The sequence below is a fragment of the Kitasatospora sp. NPDC059160 genome, from assembly GCF_042755465.1.
In the GTDB taxonomy this organism is placed as follows: Bacteria; Actinomycetota; Actinomycetes; order Streptomycetales; family Streptomycetaceae; genus Kitasatospora.
In genome coordinates this window covers 67,083-87,099 of sequence record NZ_JBHZCN010000008.1, presented here as the reverse complement: position 1 = coordinate 87,099, position 20,017 = coordinate 67,083, and the positions used below count along the sequence as shown (strand labels likewise).

The following is a 20,017-nucleotide window of genomic DNA, read 5'->3' as shown; positions in this document are numbered from 1 at the left end:
CGGGGGGGCGCACCTTCTGGGGTGGTGCGTGCGGGTCTTGGGGGGGATGGGGGCCACATGCCGCGTGGGGGCTGTGGTTTCCACGCACCGGCCCGCCCCTCGACAATCGCCGGTCAGGCCAGCAGGGCCTCGATGACGCCGGTGTGGGCGTCCTTCAACTCGGCCAGCGTGACGCTGAACTGCCCCTGGACGTCGAGGCTGTCGCCGTCCACGACACCGATCCGGGTGGCCGGCAGGCCACGCGCGGTGCACATGTCGTTGAAGCGGAGCTCCTCGCTGCGCGGCACCGCCACGACGGCGCGGCCGGCCGACTCCGAGAACAGCAGGACGAACGGGTCGGTGCCCTCGGGCACGACGATCCGGGCGCCGTGACCGCCCTTGAGGCAGCTCTCCACGAGCGCCTGGCCGAGGCCGCCGTCGGAGAGGTCGTGCGCGGCGTCGATCATGCCGTCGCGCGAGGCGGCGATCAGGATGTCGCCGAGCAGCCGCTCGCGCTCCAGGTCCACCGCGGGCGGCAGGCCGCCGAGGTGGTCGTGGACGACCTGCGACCAGGCCGAGCCGCCGAGTTCGTCCGCCGTGTCGCCGAGCAGGTAGAGCAGCTGCCCCTCCTCGGCGAAGGCGACCGGGGTGCGCCGGGTGACGTCGTCGATGACGCCGAGCACCGCGACCACGGGGGTCGGGTGGATGGCGACCTCGCCGGTCTGGTTGTACAGCGAGACGTTGCCGCCGGTGACCGGGGTGCCGAGCACCAGGCAGGCGTCGGCCAGGCCGCGGGTGGCCTCGGCGAACTGCCACATCACGTCCGGGTCCTCGGGGGAGCCGAAGTTGAGGCAGTCGGAGACCGCGAGCGGCTTGGCACCGCCGGCCGCGACGTTGCGGTAGGCCTCGACCAGGGCCAGCTGGGCTCCGGTGTACGGGTCCAGCTTGGCGTAGCGGCCGTTGCCGTCGGTGGCGACCGAGACGCCGAGGTTGGTCTCGTCGTCGATCCGGATCATGCCCGAGTCCTCGCCGTGCGAGAGCACGGTGTTGCCGAGCACGTAGCGGTCGTACTGGTCGGTGATCCAGGACTTGGAGGCCTGGTTCGGGTGGCTCGCGACCTTGAGCAGGTCGGCCTTGAGGCCCTCGCCGGTGGTCGGGCGGGCCAGCCGCTCGGCGGTGGGGGCGTCGGCCTGGAGCGCGTCCTGCCAGCTCGGGCGGGCGTAGGGGCGCTGGTAGACCGGGCCGTCGTGGGCGACGGTGCGCGGGGGCACGTCGACCACGAGCTCACCGTGCCAGAAGATCTCCAGGCGCTCGCCGTCGGTCACCTCGCCGATGACGTTGGCGATGACGTCCCACTTCTCGCAGATCTCCAGGAAGCGGGCGACCTTGTCGGGCTCGACGATCGCGCACATGCGCTCCTGCGACTCGCTCATGAGGATCTCCTCCGGCGAGAGCGTGTGGTCGCGCAGGTGCACGGTGTCGAGGTCGATCCGCATGCCGCCGGAGCCGGCCGAGGCCAGCTCGCTGGTGGCGCAGGACAGGCCGGCGCCGCCGAGGTCCTGGATGCCCTTGACGAGCTTCTCCCGGAAGATCTCCAGGGTGCACTCGATCAGGAGCTTCTCCTGGAACGGGTCACCGACCTGGACGGCGGGGCGCTTGGTCGGCTTGGTGTCGTCGAAGGTCTCGGAGGCCAGCACCGAGACGCCGCCGATGCCGTCGCCGCCGGTGCGGGCGCCGTACAGGATGACCTTGTTGCCGGCGCCGGAGGCCTGCGCGAGGTGGATGTCCTCGTGCTTCATGACGCCCACGCACAGCGCGTTGACCAGCGGGTTGCCCTGGTAGCAGGAGTCGAAGACGACCTCGCCGCCGATGTTCGGCAGGCCCAGGCAGTTGCCGTAGCCGCCGATGCCCGCGACGATGCCGGGCAGCACGCGCCGGGTGTCCGGGTGGTCGGCCGCACCGAAGCGCAGCGGGTCCATCACGGCGACCGGGCGGGCGCCCATCGCCAGGATGTCGCGCACGATGCCGCCGATGCCGGTGGCCGCGCCCTGGTAGGGCTCGATGTACGACGGGTGGTTGTGCGACTCGACCTTGAAGGTCACCGCGTAGCCCTGGCCGACGTCGACCACACCGGCGTTCTCGCCGATGCCGACGAGCATCGCGTCCGAATCCGGCTTCTTCTCGCCGAACTGCTTGAGGTGGACCTTGCTGCTCTTGTACGAACAGTGCTCGGACCACATGACCGAGTACATCGCGAGTTCGGCGCCGGTCGGGCGGCGGCCGAGAATCTCCCGGATGCGCGCGTACTCGTCCTGCTTGAGGCCGAGTTCGGCCCACGGCTGGGCGGCGTCCGGGGTCTGCTCGGCGTTCTTGACGGTGTCGAGGCTCATCAGGCGTTCACCAGCTGCTTGAGGACGGAAGTGAAGAAGCCCAGTCCCTCGGTGGTCGGACCGGTGAGCGGCTCCACGGCGTGCTCCGGGTGCGGCATCAGGCCGACGACATTGCCGGCGGCGTTGGTGATGCCGGCGATGTCGCGGTACGAACCGTTCGGGTTGACGTCGAGGTATCGGGCCACGACCCGGCCCTCGGCCTCCAGCTCGTCCAGGACGTGGGCCTCGGCGACGAAGCGGCCCTCGCCGTTCTTGAGCGGGACGACGATTTCCTGGCCCACCGAGTAATCCCCGGTCCAGGCGGTGCCCGCGTTCTCGATCCGGAGCTTCTGGTCGCGGCAGATGAAGTGCAGCGAGTCGTTCCGGGTGAGCGCGCCGGGCAGCAGGTGCGATTCGCACAGCACCTGGAAGCCGTTGCAGATACCGAGCACCGGCATTCCGAGCCGGGCCTGCTCGATGACGGTCTCCATCACCGGCGAGAAGCGGGAGATCGCGCCGCAGCGCAGATAGTCGCCGTAACTGAATCCGCCCGGCAGGACGACGGCGTCGACCTGGTGGAGATCCTTGTCACGGTGCCAGAGGGCGACCGGCTCCGCGCCGGCCAGGCGGACCGCGCGCTGGGCGTCGCGGTCGTCGAGGGAACCGGGGAAAGTGACGACGCCTACGCGGGTGGTCACTTCGCCGCCTCCTCGACCCGGACGGTGAAGTCCTCGATCACGGTGTTGGCGAGAAAGGTCTCGGCGGCTTCGCGGATACGGGCGAGCGCGGCGTCGTCGACCGGACCCTCCAGCTCCAGCTCGAAACGCTTGCCCTGGCGGACGTCGGCGATCCCGGTGAATCCGAGACGGGGCAGTGCACGCTGCACCGCCTGGCCCTGGGGGTCGAGGATCTCCGGCTTGAGCATGACGTCGACTACGACGCGTGCCACTGGCACTCCCGGTGGTGTCTTCGGTGAGGCGGGGGAACTCCAGACTACCGGCCGTTCGGGGCAGGATTGCTGGCCGGGGCGGGTGACGCGCGTAGACCCAGGCCCCTTACGCCACAAGGGATCCGACGCCTCCACCCCCCGCCCGGGCGGCCCCGTTTCCCGGGATTCGGGGCCCCGAACCGCGCTGCCCGAAGAACACCCGAATACGGCACTTGGGGACAGATCCTCCCGTCCCGCACTCCGGTATCCGGCAGTGCCGCGAAGACTCGTGAATATCCGGAAAAGAATGCCGAACTCTTCGATTTCGACCCCCTTCGGGTGCAGAATAGGGCCACCTGTCGCGGCAAGTGCTGCGTATCCGGCGGGCCACCAGGCCTGCCCGTATGCGCTTGCGCGAGTGGGTGCACATCAGGCCGGCGGGCGCACTCCGCGAACCGGCGGCCGAATTGCCCGAGAGGATTGACACCCATGGCTCAGCGTGTAGTTGTCACGCTCTCCGACGACCTGGACGGCGGTGCCGCAGCGGAAACCGTCCACTTCGGTGTCGACGGGAAGTCGTACGAGATCGACCTGTCCGTGGACAACGCGGAAAAGCTGCGGGAGGCCCTCGCTCCGTTCGTCGCGGCCGGCCGTCGGCAGAGCCGCACCGGAAAGTCCTTCCGCCGCACCGCGCTCACCCCGGACCCGGCCGCCGTGCGCGCCTGGGCCCTGTCGCGCGGCATGGAACTCCCGGCCCGCGGTCGCATCCCCAAGCACGTCTACGAGGCGTTCGCCGAAGCGAACTGACCCCGTCGGGGCACGCCCCAGGTCGCCCCGCCCGCCTGGACCGAAAGGGTGGGGCGACCACCTCGAACGATGCTGTAGAGTATTCCTCGTCGCCGCAACGGAGAGATCCAAAGAGGCGGCAGGTGCCCACCAGGCACCATGCGGACGTAGCTCAGTTGGTAGAGCATCACCTTGCCAAGGTGAGGGTCGCGAGTTCGAATCTCGTCGTCCGCTCGCAGTGTGCGAGCACAGCACAACTCAATAGTCTGACCATGCGGACGTAGCTCAGTTGGTAGAGCATCACCTTGCCAAGGTGAGGGTCGCGAGTTCGAATCTCGTCGTCCGCTCCAGAGCGAAGGCCCCCTCGGATCGAGGGGGCCTTCGGCGTATTCCCGCACGTTCTCCCGTGCTCCTCCCCCGCTCCTCCCCATGACATTTGTCATCGCCGACCCGTGGATCCGCAGCACGGACCGATGACGGCCCGCACTGCCCGGAAGGCCCCGGCGGCGGAAGGCTTGGGGCATGGAAAAGAGCCAGCCCGCCCGCCCCGGCGACAGCGTGATCGAGGTCACCGACCTGCACCGCCACTACGGCACCGGCGCCGCCGCGTACCACGCCGTCCGTGGCGTCGACCTGACCGTCGGCCGCGGTGAGCTGTTCGCCCTGCTCGGCACCAACGGCGCCGGCAAGACCTCCACCATGGAGGTCATCGAGGGCCTGGCCGCTCCCGGCGCCGGCAGCGTCCGGGTGCTCGGCCACGACCCCTTCGCGGAGCGCGCCGCCGTCCGGCCGCGGATCGGCATCATGCTCCAGGAGGGCGGCTTCCCCGGCGAGCTCACCGCCGCCGAGACCGGCCGCACCTGGGCCGGGATGACCAGCGGCGCCCGCCCGGTGGCGGAGGCGCTGGAGCTGGTCGGCCTCGGCCACCGCGCCGACGTCCGGGTCAAGCAGCTGTCCGGCGGCGAACGGCGCCGGCTCGACCTCGCGATGGCCCTGCTCGGCCGCCCCGAGGTGCTGTTCCTGGACGAGCCCAGCACCGGCCTCGACCCGGAGGCGCGCGCCGCCGTGTGGCGGCTGGTCCGCGAACTGCGCGCCCAGGGCACCACGGTGCTGCTCACCACCCACTACCTGGAGGAGGCCGAGGAGCTCGCCGACCGACTGGCCATCATGCACGGCGGCCGGGTCGTCACCACCGGCACCGTCGCCGAGGTGATCGCCGGCCGGCCCTCCCGGATCACCTTCGAGCTCCCCGAGCTGCTCGACCACGGGCGGGCCGGGGCCGCGCTGCCCGTCCTGGCCGGCGCCGAGGTCACCGTCGACGGCCGCAAGGTCACCGTGCAGAGCACCTGCCTCCAGGACACCCTCACCGACCTGCTCGGCTGGGCCCGCCACCACGGGATCGCGCTCGGCGCCCTGGACGCCCGCAGCGCCTCGCTGGAGGAGGCCTTCCTCGCCATCGCCTCCGAGGCCGCCCACCAGGCCCCGCCCGGCGCCACACCGCCCGCGGGGCCCGCCGCCCCCACCCGTCCCGCCCGCCGCCGCCTGATCGGATCCGCCCGATGACCACCGCAGCCACCACCGCCACGGGTGCCCCGAGCACCACCGCCGGCCGCCTGCTCGCCCTCGGCCGCGCCGAGGCCACCCTGCTGCTGCGCAACCGCACCGCCCTGTTCACCGCCGTGGTGCTGCCGGTGGTGCTGATCGGCTCGCTGCGCAGCATCCTCAAGCAGCAGGCCGAGAACACCCCCGGCCTGGACATCGACTCGATGCTGGTCTACGGCTCGGTCGGGATGGTCCTGGCCTTCGTCGTGTACTACAACCTGACCGCCGCGTACGTCGGGCGGCGCGGCGAGCTGGTGCTCAAGCGGCTGCGCACCGGCGAGGCCCGGGACCTGGAGATCCTGCTCGGCACCGCCGTCCCCTCGCTCACCCTCGGCCTGCTGATGGCCGCCCTGATCGGGGTCGGCGGGAGCCTCGGCCTGCACCTGGCGGTGCCGGTCAACCCGCTGCTGATGCTGGTCGGCCTGGTGCTCACGCTGGCCACCATGATCGCCCTGGCCGCGCTGTCCAGCGCCTTCACCAAGACCGTGGAGAGCGCGGGCATCACCACCCTGCCGGTCATGCTGGTCATGCAGTTCGGCTCCGGCCTGTTCGTCCCGCTGGAGGTGATGCCCTCCCAGCTGGCCGACGTCTGCCGGCTGCTGCCGACCACCCCGGCCTTCCAGCTGATCCGGGTCGGCTGGTTCGGCACCGACGGCTCGGCCGCCCCGACCGGCTTCCTGGGCAGCTGGGACGCCGCCGCCCCGCACCTGGTCACCGGCACGGTCTGGCTGGGCCTCGCGATCTGGGGCGCGGTCCGCTACTTCCGCTGGGAACCGCGCCGCTGACCAGGGCGAACGACCAGGACGAACGGGAAACCGAAGGACCCGCCCCCGGCCCGCCTCTGATATGAAGACAGCGACACGATCGTGACTCGGACGGGGGCACTGCGATGGTCCGGGGGCCGATCCGCCGCTGGAAGGGCTACGGCAAGCCGCAGCGCGCCGAGCTGTACTTCCGCTGGTCGCTCTACCTGGTCGCGTGGATCGGGCTGCCGGTGAACCTGCTGGCCAGTGCCTCCTCGGTACGGATCACGGGCTCGGCCTCCCTCGCCCGGGTCGCCCTGGTGCTCTCCCTCGCCTCGGTCCTGGTCACCATCCGGGCCTACCGCACCTCCCTCGACCACTACCTGGGACGGCCCAGCCCCCACCGCCGCTGGCTGGCCGTCAACGCCGCGCTCGCGGTCGGGGGCTCCTGGGCCCTGCTGCTGCTCGGGCCGTCCTCCGACAGCCTGTCACCGAATCCCGGCGCGCCGTTCACCACCGTGATCGCCGCCGCCCTGGTGGGCGGGGCCACCGGACCGGCCGGGGTGGGCCTGCCGGTGCGCTGGGCCTTCGTCGGCGCGGTCGCCGCGCCGCTCGCGGTCGCTCCCGCGATGCTGCTGGCCGGCATCAACCTCCTCACCACCGCGGGGTGGGTGGTCGGCGCGGTCATCGGCACCTTCGTGCTGATCGGCAGCTGCCGCAGCGCCGCGTGGGTGACCGCCGTCGTCTGGGAACTGGACACCGCCCGCGAGGCGCAGTCCCGGCTGGCCGTCGCCGAGGAGCGGCTGCGCTTCTCCCGCGACCTGCACGACGTGATGGGCCGCAACCTCACCACCATCGCCTTGAAGAGCGAGCTCGCCGTCCAACTCGCCAAGCGCGGGCGCCCGGAGGCCGCCGAGCAGATGTCCGAGGTGCAGCGGATCGCCCAGGAGTCGCAGCGCGAGGTCCGGGACGTCGTCCGCGGCTACCGCACCGCCGACCTGCGCGCCGAGGCGATCGGCGCCCGGGCCGTACTGCGCTCCGCCGACATCGCCTGCGAGATCGACCTCGGCGAGAACGCCGACGGGCTGCCGCTGCCGGTGCAGTCGGTGCTCGGCTGGGTGATCCGCGAGGCCACCACCAACGTGCTGCGGCACAGCGAGGCCGCCCACTGCCGGATCCGGCTGCGGCGGGAGGACGGCCGGGCGGTGCTGGAACTGGAGAACGACGGCGTGCCGGAGGTCCCGCTGCCCTCCCAGGGCGCCGGAACCGGGCTGCGCGGCCTGCGCGAGCGGCTGGCCGCCCACGACGGCGAACTGACCGTCCCGACGGCCGTGCCGGGCACCTTCCGGATGCTCGCCGCCGTACCGCTCTGACCCCTGCCACCGCGGGTCCCGCTCCCACTGCGGGTCCCGCTGCCCCCGCGGATCCCCCGCCACCGCGGGCCCCGCTGCCGAGGAAGGCCGTCCGATGACCGACACCCCGCCCGTGCGCGTCCTGCTCGCCGACGACGAGCACCTGATCCGCGGCGCCATGGCCGCGCTGCTCTCGCTGGAGGAGGACATCGAGGTGGTCGCCCAGGCCGGCTCCGGCCCGGAGGCGCTGGCGATGGCCCGGGCGCACCGGCCGGACGTCGCGGTGCTGGACCTCCAGATGCCCGGCAAGGACGGCATCGAGGTGGCCACCGAGCTGCGCCAGGTGCTGCCGGACTGCCGCTGCATGATCGTCACCGGCCACGGCCGCCCCGGCTACCTCAAGCGGGCGCTGGAGGTCGGGGTGCGCGGCTTCCTGCCGAAGACCGTCTCGGCGGCCGACCTGGCCGGCATCATCCGCACCGTGCTCTCCGGCGGCCGGTACGTGGACCCGGAGCTGGCGGCGGACGCGATCAGCGCCGGGGAGACCCCGCTGACCCCGCGCGAGACCGACGTCCTGGAACTGGCCGCGGACGGCACCCCGATCGCGGAGATCGCCGGGCGGGCCGGACTGTCCCAGGGCACCGTGCGCAACTACCTGTCCTCGGCGGCCACCAAGCTGGGCGCCGAGAACCGGCACGCGGCGGTGCGGATCGCCCGCGAGCACGGCTGGATCTGACGGATCCGGTGCTCGCGGGCGGCGGAGGGGCTCAGACCCAGCTGGTGCCGGTCAGCCGCTCGTACACCTCGATGTACTTGGCCCGGGTCCGCTCGACCAGCTCGGCGGGCAGCTCCGGCGGCGGCTGCTCGCTGTAGCGGTCCCAGCCGGAGGCCGGGGAGACCAGCCAGTCGCGGATCAGCTGCTTGTCGAAGGACGCCTGCGAGCGGCCCGGCCGGTACTCGTCGGCCGGCCAGTAGCGGGAGGAGTCCGGGGTGAGCACCTCGTCGCCGATGATCAGCTCGCCGTCCAGCAGGCCGAACTCGAACTTGGTGTCGGCCAGGATGATGCCGCGGGCGCGGGCGATGTCGCGGGCGCGGGCGTAGACGTCCAGGGTGGTGCGGCGGACCTGGTTGGCCAGCTCGGCGCCGATCCGGCGGGCGGTCTCCTCGTACGGGACGTTCTCGTCGTGCTCGCCGACCTCGGCCTTGAGGGCCGGGGTGTAGATCGGGGCGGGCAGCTCGGAGCTGTTCTCCAGGCCCTCCGGCAGGGCGATGCCGCAGACCGTGCGGCTCTCCTCGTACTCGGTCAGGCCGGAGCCGGCCAGGTAGCCGCGGGCGACCGCCTCCACCGGGATCATGTCCAGGCTCTTGCAGATCAGCGTGCGGCCCTTCCAGTCGGCGGGGGCGCCGGCCGGGACCTCGGTGGAGATCACGTGGTTGGGGACGATGTCGGCGATCCGCTCGAACCACCAGAGCGAGAGCTGGGTGAGCACCCGGCCCTTGTCCGGGATCTCGTTCGGCAGCACCCAGTCGTGGGCGGACATCCGGTCGCTGGCCACCATCACCAGCTCGCCCGACCCGGTGCGGTACAGGTCGCGCACCTTGCCGGTGTGCAGGTGGACCAGGCCGGGTACCTGGACCGGCTCGGGCTTGGTGACAAATCCGCTCAAGGTGTTCAGTCCTCAGGGGTCGTTCACGGGCGTGGGGCACCGCGAAAGGGGAGGTCACTGCCCCCGCAGTCTTTCACGCCCGCCCGACCGGGCTCCCGGGGAGCCCGGGGCTCGGTTCCCGCGCGGCCCGGACTCAGTTCTTGCAGAGGCGGTCCAGCAGGTTGGCGGTGGCCCGCTGGACCCGTTCGTCGGTGAGCCCGGGGCGGCCGAGGGCGGGCGACCAGGCGAAGGTCCCGGCCGCGAAGACGTAGGCGCCGCTGGGCGCCCGGTACAGCGAGGTCTCCTGGTAGCGGGTGCGGCCGGCCAGGTCCCGGTACGGCGAGTGGGCCAGCAGCACCCGCTCGGTGTGCTCGGGCAGCGCGACCTTCGGGTAGTACCGGTCGGCCTCCCCCGCGACCAGCCCGGGCAGCTCGTCGCCCTCCTGCAGCCCGGTGCCGTCCCAGAGCCAGTGCGCGGTGTGCCGGGCGACCAGCGGCACGGGCGCGGCGACCCGGCCCGAGTACTGCACGCCCAGCAGGTGCTGCTCGGGCTCCCCGGCGTCCCGCCAGAGCGCGCTGGCCGCGCCGGGCACCCCGGCGGCCGGGCTGCCCGGCCCGACCTTCTGCCGCTTGCGGCAGTTGAGCAGCCGGTTCGGTTCGCCGGAGGCGGCGGCGGTCAGCTCCACCCGCCAGTACATGGTGTTGGCGGACAGGAAGACCAGCGAGGTGCCGCCGTCCCGGGCCCGCTCGGCGGCCCGGCGCATCGGCTCGGACCAGTACTCGTCGTGGCCGGGGAAGACCAGCGCGCGGTGCTCGCCCGGGTCGACCAGCCCGGCGTGCAGGTCGGTCGCGGTGGCGTAGGAGAGGTCGTAGCCGTAGCGCTCGGCCCAGCGGATGAAGTCGTACGCGTGGCCGACGTGCAGCGGCAGCCCGGCGGTGGCGTGCGGGCGGTCGAAGGAGACGGTGACGGCCGCCTCGGGCTCGCCGACCAGGCCGCCCCGGCCGTCCCAGGCGTGGTACAGGCTGGCACCGGTCCGGCCGTCCTCGGGGAACAGGTTGTACGCCTGCCAGGTCACGTCCGGGACCACCAGCAGCAGTTCGGCCCTCCGCCCCTGCTCGGCGACGTCCCGCACGGTGAACGGGATGTGACTGCGGTGCAGCATGTCCGCGGTGGTCAGCACGGCCACGTACGCGCCGGGCTGCCAGTGCGGCGGGACCTGCAACCGCCAGGAGTGCCACCAGTGGTGGCAGGAGACCGTCCGCTCGACCACCAGCGGCGCGGGCTGGGCCAGACCGGAGATCAGCGGACTGGACGTCATGTGGCGGGCGCCGTCGCCGCCGTAGTGGCCGATCCGGTAGACGTCCACGGTGAACTCGCGCGGCGGGTTGACGGTGACCCGGAAGTCCACCGAGCCGCCGGGGCGGATCACCCCCGCCGAGGCGAAGCCCTTGATCTGCTGGTCCACGTCGTTGGAGCTCTGCGGGGTGCCGACCGGCGGCTTGGGCCGCACCCCCGCCGACAGCGGCTGCTGGCCGGGCGCGTCCACCGAGACGTACCAGGGCACCGCGCCCTCGGCCCCGGCGAGGTACTGGTCGGGGCTGCGCAGCCAGGGCAGCGGGCCCTGGCCGAAGGGGTCGGAGACGCTGTAAGCGTGCGTGCCCGACTCCCAGCGGCCGTTGAGTTCGGTCCCCACGCGCCCCTCCCAGGTGCACTTCCGCGAATCCCTCGCTCGCCTCCGGCCGCTCCCGATCCGGTGTCGACGTTCCTCGCTCCGGCGCTCGCTGCCCTCGCTCGTCGCTCGTCGCTCGTCGCTTTCGACACCGGCGCGCCTTCGGCTCCCGAGGCCCGGTTGGCACGTGCCCCCCGGATGTGCGTGCGGTCTAATACACCACACAGTGCTGGCGCTCCGTCACCCCACGGTAGCAATTGGTGTCGGGAATCTTCCGCTCCGCCGGGACAGGGCCTCCGGCCTGCGGAGACGGCCGGCGGCCGGGGGCCCCGGGGGCGCGTGCCGGGGGCCGAGCGCCGCCCCGGGGCGGTCGGGGCCTCCCGGGGCCTCAGAGGCGGACGGGCTTCTCCAGGCGCACCTCGGCGGCGTCCAGCCAGGCGCGCAGCGGCCCGTCCTGGCCCTGCTCCACCGCCTGGGCGACCGGGCCGGCCAGGTCCGTGCGGCGGACCCCGCCGAGCAGCAGCACCGGGCCGTCCAGCCAGTCCAGGCCGGGGGCGCCGCCCGCGGTGTCCACGGCGGCGCAGCAGACCATCGCGGTGACGTGGTCGACCAGCAGGTCGCGGCCGGTGCGGTCGGGCTCCAGCAGCGGGGCCGGGGTGGTGGTGCGGGCGAGCTGGGCGGCCAGGGCGGCGGCCAGCCGCTCGCCGTCGCCCTCGGCCAGCCGGGCCAGCAGCCGGGTGAGGGTCGGGGCGCCCGGGCGGGACTGCGGGGCGAGCCGGTCCAGGGCGGACTGCAGGGCGGCGGCCCTGGCCCGCCAGCCGGCGTCCACCACCTCGGCCGGGTAGTCGACCCACTCCAGCTCGTGCCAGGTCCCGGCCGCCGGGCGGCCGAAGAACAGCTCGGCGGCCAGCCGGGAGACCGCGCGGTCCACCGCGCCGGGCTCCTCCAGCAGGTCGCAGGCCGGGCGGTCGCCGAGCCGGGTGCCGTAACCGTCGGCCAGCCGGTCGCGGCGGGACAGCTCGGTGAGCGCGGCGACCACGCCGGCGTTCAGGTGCGCGGGGTGGCGGCCGAGCCGCCAGGCGGGCAGCGCGACCCGGGTGAGCAGCCGGTCCCAGCCGGCGTAGGCCAGGCCGACCTGCTCCTGGGCGGCGATCCGCAGGCCGTAGTCGACCGTCCTGGCCTGCTCGGAGGCCCAGCCCGCGACGGACCGCTCCAGCTCGGCGGAGTGGCCGCGGCAGGCGCCCAGCAGCCGGCGGGCGATCCGCCGGGTGATCCGGTCGGCGAGCCGGGCCGGGCCCCGGCGGGGCGGGGCCGGCGGGACGGTCAGGGTGCCGCCGCCGAGACCGGGCGCCGCGGCCGGACCGGAGTCCAGACAGGCGTCCAGGGCGCGCAAAAAGCGGCGGGCGGCGGCGATCTCGGGGTCGGCGGAGGCGGCGGTGCCGGCCACCACGGGGGCGAGCAGGGCGCGCAGCTCGCCGGACCGCATCCACCACAGGAACGGCGAGCCGATCACCAGGACCGGCGCGGCGGGCGAGGGGTGCGGCCGCAGCGGGTGGGGGCGGCGCGGCGGGGCGACGTCCTCCAGCCAGCTGTCGCAGTCCGGGGTGAGCGCCACCGCCGACGGGGCCGGGACGTCCAGCCGCTCGGCCAGTTCGTCGATCAGCCGGTACAGCTCGGGGGCGCCGGCCCGCTCGACCGGCACCGCCGGGATCTGCGGCGGGACGGCCCGGCGCAGTGCCCGGGCGGTCAGCCCGGCCACCAGCAGGGTCAGCGCGGCGACCGCGCAGACCACCCACCGGACGGCGTCCCAGCCGGCGGCGTCGGAGGAGCCGGCGGCCCCGATCCGGCCGGTGAACCGGCCCGCGAGCAGGACCACCGCCACGGCGGCGGGCAGGACGGCCACGGCCAGGGCGAGGCCCCGGATCCGCAGGACCGCTTGGGCGTGAGCGCGCGCGGTGTCGACGGCCATACGGTGCGGCACCCCCTTCGGAGCCCTCGGGCACCCGCCACGGGCCCTGAGGCGACTCGAAACGATCAGTTCCGACCGGGAAGCGGAGGCGTCCGATCCCGGCAGTGCATGCTGTGTGGCGCTACTGACATTTTCGACGCCCCGGTCCGGGCGGGCGTTCCGGATCGCCCCGGTTTCCACTCGTCCCGGTGACACCGCCCGGTCGTCGCGGTGACGCCGCGGTCGGTCCGGCGACGCCGCCCGGGGGCCGCTACCGGTCCGGTGCGAAGCACCGGGCGACCACCCGGCCGATCGCCGTCCAGCATCCCCCCGCGGGCGCGCCGCTACCCGGCGGCGACCCCGGCGCACGGCACCGTCGCACGGCGATCCAGCGCACCATAAGGCCGGGCGCCGGGTTACGTCAGCCGGATGCGGGTGCTGTCACCCGATGGGCTGGAATCCGCCCGCCGATCGGTGCGTCGGACCCCGGAACCGCTCCGACCCCGGAAACGCCCCGGGCGCTGCGCCCTGCGGGTTGTTCGGCCCCGCTTCGGCCACGCTTCGGCGCCCGCCCGGGGGCCCGGCACGGCCGCGGCCCCCGTGCGAAGGGTTCGCACGGGGGCCGCCGGGGTCGCGGTGGCGTCAGCCGTTGGCCGCCTTGAGCGCGATGTCGGTGCGGTGCTGGCCGCCCTTGAGGGAGATCCGCTCCACCGCCGCGTACGCGCGCTCGCGCGCCTCGGCCAGGTCGGTGCCGGTCGCGGTGACCGACAGGACACGGCCGCCGGCGCTGAGCACCCGGCCGTCCCCGTCCGCCCTCGTCCCGGCGTGCAGCACGTACGCGGTGCCGTCCGCCTCGGCCTCGGCGAGGCCCTCGATCGGGTCGCCGGTGCGCGGCGCGGCCGGGTAGCCCTCGGAGGCGACGACCACGGTGACGGCCGCGCCCTCGTCCCAGCGCAGCGGCTCCAGCTGGTCCAGGGTGCCGGTGGCGGAGGCGAACAGGACGCCGGCCAGCGGGGTGCGCAGCCGGGCCAGCACGACCTGGGTCTCCGGGTCGCCGAAGCGGGCGTTGAACTCGATCACCCGGGTGCCGCGCGAGGTGAGCGCCAGGCCCGCGTACAGCAGGCCGGAGAACTCGGTGCCGCGGCGGCGCAGCTCGTCCACGGTCGGCTGCAGGACGGTGTCCAGGACCTCCTGGACCAGCCCGGCGGGCGCCCAGGGCAGCGGCGAGTAGGCACCCATGCCGCCGGTGTTGGGGCCCTCGTCGCCGTCCAGCGCGCGCTTGAAGTCCTGCGCGGGCTGCAGCGGCAGCACGGTGGTGCCGTCGGTGACGGCGAAGAGCGAGACCTCGGGGCCGTCGAGGTACTCCTCGATGACCACGCGCTCGCAGGAGGCGGCGTGCGCCAGCGCGGCCGCGCGGTCGGAGGTGACCACGACGCCCTTGCCGGCCGCCAGGCCGTCGTCCTTGACCACGTAGGGGGCGCCGAAGGCGTCCAGCGCCTCGGCGGCCTCCTCGGCGGTGGTGCAGACGTACGAGCGGGCGGTGGGCACGCCGGCGCCGGCCATCACGTCCTTGGCGAAGGCCTTGGAGCCCTCCAGCTGCGCGGCCGCGCCGGAGGGGCCGAAGACCGGGATGCCGGCCGCGCGGACGGCGTCGGCGACGCCGGCCACCAGCGGGGCCTCGGGGCCGACCACCACGAGGTCGGCGCCGAGTTCCGCGGCGAGTCGGGCGACCGAGGCGCCGTCCGACTGGTCGATGGGGTGGACCGTCGCCACCTGGGCGATCCCGGCGTTGCCCGGGGCACAGTGCAGCTCGGTCACGGAGGGATCTTGGGACAGGGAGCGGCACAGGGCGTGTTCGCGGGCGCCGCCGCCGATGACGAGGACCTTCACGCCTGGCAGCGTAGTCGGTGGCCTGTTCCGGCCGCTCTCCGGTCCCGTCGGATCCTCCAGGAGAAGCGGTCCGTACACCGATGAGCTAGGAGGATCCTCCAAGCCGGGCCGGGTCGGATGCGCGCCGGGTGTCCGGGTCAGGACGGCGGGTCACCGGCGCCTCGCTCGGACGGGTGAAATCTCGCCGGGCCCCGCAACCGCCCCACCTCGTGTTCCGGTGGCCGAAACCGGTAACGATCACCGGGGAAGCTCCCCGCGGTCAGCCATTTGGCGGTAAGAAGTGCTGTTGGACAACCACCGGCGGACGTCGCGTCAGCCGATGCGCCGACAGACCATGCCGCCCGCCCGCCACAGGGAGCCCCACAGGTGAGCCAGCCGGAAATGCAGCCCGAGGAGAGTGCCTGGGGCAAGGAGATCGGCGAGGAGGACCAGCCCGCCGCAGCCGTGGCCCGGCGGGCCTCCACCCGGTACCGGACCGATCTGAGCGCCCGCCAGTTCCCGCTCGGGGACTGGGGCGAGCCCGCGGAGCGGCTGGAGGAGCTCTACCGCTGGTCCGAGGAGCGGGCGGTCGAGGCGATCGAGTGGTACCGCCGGGACCGGATCTGGAAGCGCCGCTGGGCGCGCCTGCTGCGCTTCGGGTCGGCCGGCTTCGCGGCGAGCGGGGTGACCGCCCCGCTGGTCGGCCTCACCGGCACGCTCGCCCACGGCACCGCCTGGGGCTACGTGGGCTTCGCGCTCTCCGCCGCCTGCTACGGCACCGACCGGGTCTTCGGCCTCACCTCCGGCTGGATGCGGGACGTCTCCACCGCGCAGGCGCTCCAACGCCGCCTGGAGGCCTTCCAGTTCGACTGGGCGTCGGAGTGCGTGCGCGAGGTGCTCGGCCCGACCGAGGGCACCGCGGGCGAGGCCGCCGAGCGCTGCCTGGGCGTGCTGCGCCGGTTCTGCGAGGACGTCTCGGACATGGTCCGCACCGAGACCTCGGAGTGGATGCTGGAGTTCCGCGCCTCGATGACCCAGCTGCCCACCCAGTCCGCGGGGACCTGGGGCGGCCGCACCGAACCCGGGGTGGGCGCCCAGGTGCGGGTGCTGCCGCCGCCGGGGACGAGGCCCACCATGCCGCGTCAGCGGCCGCCGGAGGGCCCGCTGCGCTAGCCGGACGGGCCTGGCACCCGGGATCGGGGGCCTGGGTCGGATCGGGGCGGAGCGGAGCCGGAGGCGATGCCGGGGCGTCAGGCGAAGACGATCATCGAGCCCTGGCCGAGGCTCCGGGTCGCCGCCGCGTACAGGCCCGACCACGCGTGCCGCTCCCGGGCGAAGGGGTGCAGGTCGTCGATCGGCGGTCCGAACGGCTGCTCCAGGCCGGTCGGGCCGAGCGGTCGGGTCGGGCTCGGCGGGTTGAGCGGGTCGATGCCCAGGGCCGGTGCCACGGCCTGCAGTTCGCGCAGCAGCCCGTGGCTGGAGCCGAGCGGGCCGCCGGCGGCGAGCAGCGTCTCGTCCACCAGCGGGGCCGGGAACTCGATCGGCACGTAGGCGCCGGCGTGGTCGAAGTGCCAGACCAGGTGCGACTGTTCGGCACTGCTCTCGAACATCTCCAGCAGCTGCTCGTAGTCGCTGCCGAGCGCGTCGACCGGGGTGATGTCCAGGCCGGTGAGGCCCAACAGGTAGGCGCGGCGCAGGAAGTGCAGCGAGTCGTAGTCGAAGGCGGCTATCGGCTCGACCGCCCCGCTCAGACCCGGGACGAACTGGTACACCGGCACCTCGGGCAGGCCGCGCGAGGTGAGCACCGCGTTGTAGAGCGCGAGGTCGTCCCGGAAGGGGTTGTCGGGGCTGTGGCTCAGCACGTCCACCAACGGGACGAGCCAGAGGTCGCAGGCCATGGCCGGCAGTTCCTCTCCGGACGGCGGGATCGCCCGCGGGGCGGGGCGACGACGGGGGGCGGGGTCGGTACCCGGACGGCCCGTGCGGGCGGCCGGTCCGACGCCCGCCCACCCTACCGGCCCGGGGCCGGACGCGGATCGGGCCGTCCCTGCGGAGCCTCGGGGGGCGGCTCGGGCAGCCGTCGGCCGAACCTGGTGTGCGGCACCCAGCGCGGCTGCGGCACCAGACCGAGGCCGAGTCCCAGCTCGCGGCCCAGTTCGCGGCCGACCTCGTCACCCCGCCGGGACCGCCCGCCCCGGGCCGTCCCGGGCTCCGGCGCGGCCCCGTACTCCTCCACGGCGTCCGGCGCCGGCCGGTCCGCCGGGAGCTGACGGGGCCGGTGCCACCCCGGCTGCGGCGCGGGCGGCTCCACCGGGACGGGCAGCGGTTCGCCGTCCGCGACCTCGGTGAGCAGCCCGAGCACCGTCACGGACTCCAGCGGCCGCCCGGCCAGCCCGGCCAGCAGCCGGACGGTGAAGAGGTTGTACTCGCAGATGATCCGGTGCGCGCCGTGCAGGTCGCGGGCCCCGATCGCCTCGACCAGGTCCGGGTGGCGGTCCCAGCAGACCCCGCCCAGGGTGGGCATCGCCCGCAGGTACCGCGCGGCGAACATCCAGGACTGCACCCGCAGCCAGTCCAGGTACTCCGCGATCCGGCGGTTGCCGAGCAGGGCGGAGACCTCCTGCCAGAACCGGCGGTCGCAGCCCACCATCACGTCCAGGTTCCCGGCCCGGGCGGCCCGCACCGCCGCGTCGGCCCGGCGGCTCAGCGAGGGCAGCCGGGTGAGGTCGGGCAGGGCCCGGCGGGTGGCGAACTGGCGGTGGAAGCTGTCGGTGAGCAGCACCCTGGCCTCGAAGATCTCCAGGAAGTCCTCCCAGCCCAGCTCCGGCACCGTGAAGCCGCGGTGGTGCTCGGCCCGCAGCAGCCCCTGGGCACCGAGGTCGACCAGCGCCTCGCGGGCCGGGGTCGCGGAGACGCCGTACAGCTCGGCGATCTCCTTGACGGTGAAGTTGCGGCCGGCCTCCAGCCGGCCGGCCATCATCTCCTCGCGGAGCGCGCCGGCGATCTGCTCGCGCAGGCTGTTGCGCTGGATGACGACGGGGCGGGGGGTGTCGCCGGCGCCGGTGCCGGACATGCGCGCGACCTCCTGGGGCGGGCCACCGTACCGACCCGCGACGGACCGGCCGACCGGCGGCGGGGAACACGACGAGTGCTCATCTTCTCAAACGGACCCGGAGCAGGTACGAACCAACCCTCCCGGACCCCGTGCCCCCGCCCGTGCCTACCGCTGGACCGGCGCCGGAATGCCGAGCAGACGGTCCCGCAGCACCGGGAACTCCTCGCGCGCCCGACCCACCTCGGCCGGGTCGAACTCGACGGTCAGCACCTCCTCGGCCGGCCCGGCCTCGGCCAGCACCCGGCCCCACGGATCCACCACGATGCTGTGCCCGGCCTGCTCGACCCCGGCGTGCGTCCCGGCGGTGTTGCAGGCCAGCACGAAGGCCTGCTCCTCCAGCGCCCGGGCCCGGGCCAGCAGCGTCCAGTGCTCGCGCCGCTTGGCCGGCCAGGCCGCCGGGACCACCAGCAACTGGGCCCCGGCGTCCAGCAGCGCCCGGAACAGCTCCGGGAAGCGCAGGTCGTAGCAGGTGGCCAGGCCCAGGGTGCCGAACTCGGTGGGCGCGGTGACGATCTCCTGCCCGGCGCCCATCACCACCGCCTCACCGCTGTCGAAGCCGAAGCGGTGGATCTTGCGGTAGGTGTGCACCAGCTCGCCGTCCGGGGCGAACACCATCGAGGTGTTGTAGATCGGACCGTCCGGATCGCGTTCGACGATCGAACCGGCGTGCAGCCACACCCCGGCGGCCCGCGCGGCGGCCGCCATCGCGTCCGAGGTGGGCCCGTCGAGCGTCTCCGCACCGTCCGACCAGAGGTCGTGGGCGAAGCCGCCGAGCGGCCACAGCTCCGGCAGGACCACCAGGTCGGCACCCTGCTGGGCCCGTACCAGCGACGCGGCCCGGGCCCGCCGTTCGGCGGCCGGCTCGGCGTCGGAGACCGCGAGTTGGATCAATGAAGCGCGCACAGTACCACCGTCCACGGCAAGAGACCTACGATCGTCACCCGAAAGCGCTGCCCAGCTGTCTCCCGGCAGCGTAACGTGCGGTTAGCGTGTGCGCCCGGAAGCCGGACCATCCCGGCCGACCGCGACGGCCGGGCGCCGAGCGTAGGAAAGCTGACGGAGGGCCGGAGATTCCCGTGACGGACAACCAGACCGTGCAGGCTTACACGGAGGCGTGGACCCAGAGCATCGAGTCCATATCGGAGCTGGTCGCCCCCCTCCCCGAAGGCTCCTGGAACCGGGCCACCGAGTGCCCCGGCTGGTCGGTCCGCGACGTCGTCTCGCACGTGATCGCGGTCGAGTCCGAGCTGCTCGGCGACCCCCGCCCGATCCACTCGCTGCCGCGTGACCTTCGCCACGTGACCACCGATTTCGCCCGCTACGTCGAGCTGCCGGTCGACAAGCGCCGCTGCCACACCGCGCTGGAGATGACCAGCGAGCTGGAGTACACGATCATCCGCCGCTCCCGCGCGCTGCGGAACGCCAAGCAGACACCCGGGGAGCCGGCCCGATGGCCCGCCGGTCCGCTGGCCACGGACGTGCCGTACCACCAGCTGCTGCGGATGCGGGCCTTCGACGTCTGGGTGCACGAGCAGGACCTGCGCCGGGCCCTCGACGCCCCCGGCAATCTGGACTCCCCCGGCGCCCTGATCGCCCGGGACGTCCTGCTGGAGCTGCTGCCCAAGGCCGTCGCCCACACCGCCGGCGCCCCGGCCGGGACGGCCCTCGTCCTGGACGTGACCGGCCCGGTGGAGTTCCTGCGCACCGTCCGGGTGGACGCCACCGGGCGCGGCAGCGTCGACGAGTCGATCAGCCTGGCCCCCGACGTCCAGCTCACCATGGACTGGGAGACCTACGTCCGCCTCGCCTGCGGCCGCGGCCGACCCGGCCCGGTCAGCGTCGAGGGCGACAAGGAACTGGCCGAACGGGTCCTGGCCACCTTCTCCGTCACCATCTGAGCCGCTACGGCGAGCCCCGCGCGCACCACCCGGCGTACACGCACGACCGCGCGCCGGGTCGGCACCACTCGTGCACCCATACGTCAATCCAGCACCGGCAACCTCACCTGTTT

General features: G+C 73.9%; 17 protein-coding genes and 2 tRNA genes. 9 read left to right on the top strand and 10 right to left on the bottom strand.

Translation table 11 applies throughout. The annotated features are described in order from the left end of the window. Positions 1-113: 113 nt before the first annotated feature. Genes purL through purS form a run of 3 tightly spaced genes read right to left on the bottom strand, consistent with a single transcriptional unit; the run spans position 114 to position 3,297 of the window. Positions 114-2,369, bottom strand: coding sequence for a phosphoribosylformylglycinamidine synthase subunit PurL (gene purL / locus ACFXOZ_RS05175; RefSeq protein WP_380523815.1), 2,256 nt, complete (start codon positions 2,367-2,369; stop codon positions 114-116). Further along, positions 2,369-3,046 (bottom strand): phosphoribosylformylglycinamidine synthase subunit PurQ, encoded by a 678-nt coding sequence (gene purQ, locus ACFXOZ_RS05170; protein WP_375882778.1) that lies wholly within the window; start codon positions 3,044-3,046, stop codon positions 2,369-2,371. Before purQ ends, purL begins: the two co-directional genes overlap by 1 nt. After that, positions 3,043-3,297 (bottom strand): phosphoribosylformylglycinamidine synthase subunit PurS, encoded by a 255-nt coding sequence (gene purS / locus ACFXOZ_RS05165; protein ID WP_030278336.1) that lies wholly within the window; start codon positions 3,295-3,297, stop codon positions 3,043-3,045. The genes purQ and purS overlap by 4 nt, the downstream gene beginning before the upstream one ends. 468 nt (positions 3,298-3,765) lie before the next feature. Between purS and ACFXOZ_RS05160 the strand changes: the two genes are divergently transcribed. The 7 genes from ACFXOZ_RS05160 (at position 3,766) to ACFXOZ_RS05130 (ending at position 8,495) form a co-directional block, all read left to right on the top strand. Beyond that, positions 3,766-4,083: an Lsr2 family protein gene (locus ACFXOZ_RS05160; RefSeq protein ID WP_030056585.1), complete on the top strand. Its 318-nt coding sequence runs from the start codon at positions 3,766-3,768 to the stop codon at positions 4,081-4,083. 140 nt (positions 4,084-4,223) lie between these two features. Beyond that, positions 4,224-4,296, top strand: a tRNA-Gly gene (locus ACFXOZ_RS05155). 40 nt (positions 4,297-4,336) lie between these two features. After that, a tRNA-Gly gene (locus tag ACFXOZ_RS05150) sits at positions 4,337-4,412 on the top strand. Positions 4,413-4,584: 172 nt separating this feature from the next. After that, positions 4,585-5,625 (top strand): ABC transporter ATP-binding protein, encoded by a 1,041-nt coding sequence (locus tag ACFXOZ_RS05145; protein ID WP_375882781.1) that lies wholly within the window; start codon positions 4,585-4,587, stop codon positions 5,623-5,625. Beyond that, positions 5,622-6,449 carry an ABC transporter permease gene (locus ACFXOZ_RS05140; protein WP_380523810.1) on the top strand — a complete coding sequence of 276 codons (828 nt, stop codon included), beginning with the start codon at positions 5,622-5,624 and terminating at the stop codon, positions 6,447-6,449. The genes ACFXOZ_RS05145 and ACFXOZ_RS05140 overlap by 4 nt, the downstream gene beginning before the upstream one ends. Before the next feature lie 104 nt (positions 6,450-6,553). Then, on the top strand, positions 6,554-7,780 hold the full coding sequence (locus ACFXOZ_RS05135) for a sensor histidine kinase (RefSeq protein ID WP_375882787.1): 1,227 nt from the start codon (positions 6,554-6,556) through the stop codon (positions 7,778-7,780). 94 nt (positions 7,781-7,874) lie between these two features. Then, a complete protein-coding gene (locus ACFXOZ_RS05130; RefSeq protein ID WP_375882790.1) occupies positions 7,875-8,495 on the top strand; it encodes a response regulator in 621 nt (206 codons plus the stop codon). A 31-nt stretch (positions 8,496-8,526) separates the two neighbouring features. Here the strand turns inward: ACFXOZ_RS05130 and ACFXOZ_RS05125 are convergent, their stop codons facing one another. The 4 genes from ACFXOZ_RS05125 to purD form a co-directional block, all read right to left on the bottom strand. After that, the gene (locus tag ACFXOZ_RS05125; RefSeq protein WP_375882793.1) at positions 8,527-9,426 is read right to left on the bottom strand and encodes a phosphoribosylaminoimidazolesuccinocarboxamide synthase; all 900 of its coding nucleotides are present in this window, start codon (positions 9,424-9,426) and stop codon (positions 8,527-8,529) included. Positions 9,427-9,559: 133 nt separating this feature from the next. Beyond that, on the bottom strand, positions 9,560-11,098 hold the full coding sequence (locus ACFXOZ_RS05120; RefSeq protein WP_380523806.1) for a N,N-dimethylformamidase beta subunit family domain-containing protein: 1,539 nt from the start codon (positions 11,096-11,098) through the stop codon (positions 9,560-9,562). A 364-nt stretch (positions 11,099-11,462) separates the two neighbouring features. Then, positions 11,463-13,043 (bottom strand): hypothetical protein, encoded by a 1,581-nt coding sequence (locus tag ACFXOZ_RS05115; protein WP_380523803.1) that lies wholly within the window; start codon positions 13,041-13,043, stop codon positions 11,463-11,465. A 621-nt stretch (positions 13,044-13,664) separates the two neighbouring features. After that, complete coding sequence (purD, locus tag ACFXOZ_RS05110) at positions 13,665-14,912, bottom strand: phosphoribosylamine--glycine ligase (RefSeq protein WP_375882802.1); 1,248 nt, start codon at positions 14,910-14,912, stop codon at positions 13,665-13,667. A 366-nt stretch (positions 14,913-15,278) separates the two neighbouring features. Between purD and ACFXOZ_RS05105 the strand changes: the two genes are divergently transcribed. Next, on the top strand, positions 15,279-16,064 hold the full coding sequence (locus tag ACFXOZ_RS05105) for an SLATT domain-containing protein (protein WP_375882804.1): 786 nt from the start codon (positions 15,279-15,281) through the stop codon (positions 16,062-16,064). Positions 16,065-16,141: 77 nt separating this feature from the next. On the opposite strand, the gene ACFXOZ_RS05100 is transcribed toward ACFXOZ_RS05105, so the two are convergent. The 3 genes from ACFXOZ_RS05100 to ACFXOZ_RS05090 form a co-directional block, all read right to left on the bottom strand. Continuing rightward, entirely contained in the window at positions 16,142-16,789 is a 648-nt protein-coding gene (locus ACFXOZ_RS05100) for a hypothetical protein (RefSeq protein WP_375882807.1), read from the bottom strand. Positions 16,790-16,902: 113 nt separating this feature from the next. Next, positions 16,903-17,964, bottom strand: a complete 1,062-nt coding sequence (locus tag ACFXOZ_RS05095; protein ID WP_380587565.1) for a GntR family transcriptional regulator — start codon at positions 17,962-17,964, stop codon at positions 16,903-16,905. Between the two features lie 147 nt (positions 17,965-18,111). Continuing rightward, positions 18,112-18,909 (bottom strand): carbon-nitrogen family hydrolase, encoded by a 798-nt coding sequence (locus ACFXOZ_RS05090; RefSeq protein ID WP_375882812.1) that lies wholly within the window; start codon positions 18,907-18,909, stop codon positions 18,112-18,114. Positions 18,910-19,082: 173 nt separating this feature from the next. Between ACFXOZ_RS05090 and ACFXOZ_RS05085 the strand changes: the two genes are divergently transcribed. Next, the gene (locus tag ACFXOZ_RS05085) at positions 19,083-19,904 is read left to right on the top strand and encodes a maleylpyruvate isomerase family mycothiol-dependent enzyme (RefSeq protein ID WP_375882815.1); all 822 of its coding nucleotides are present in this window, start codon (positions 19,083-19,085) and stop codon (positions 19,902-19,904) included. Positions 19,905-20,017 lie beyond the last annotated feature (113 nt).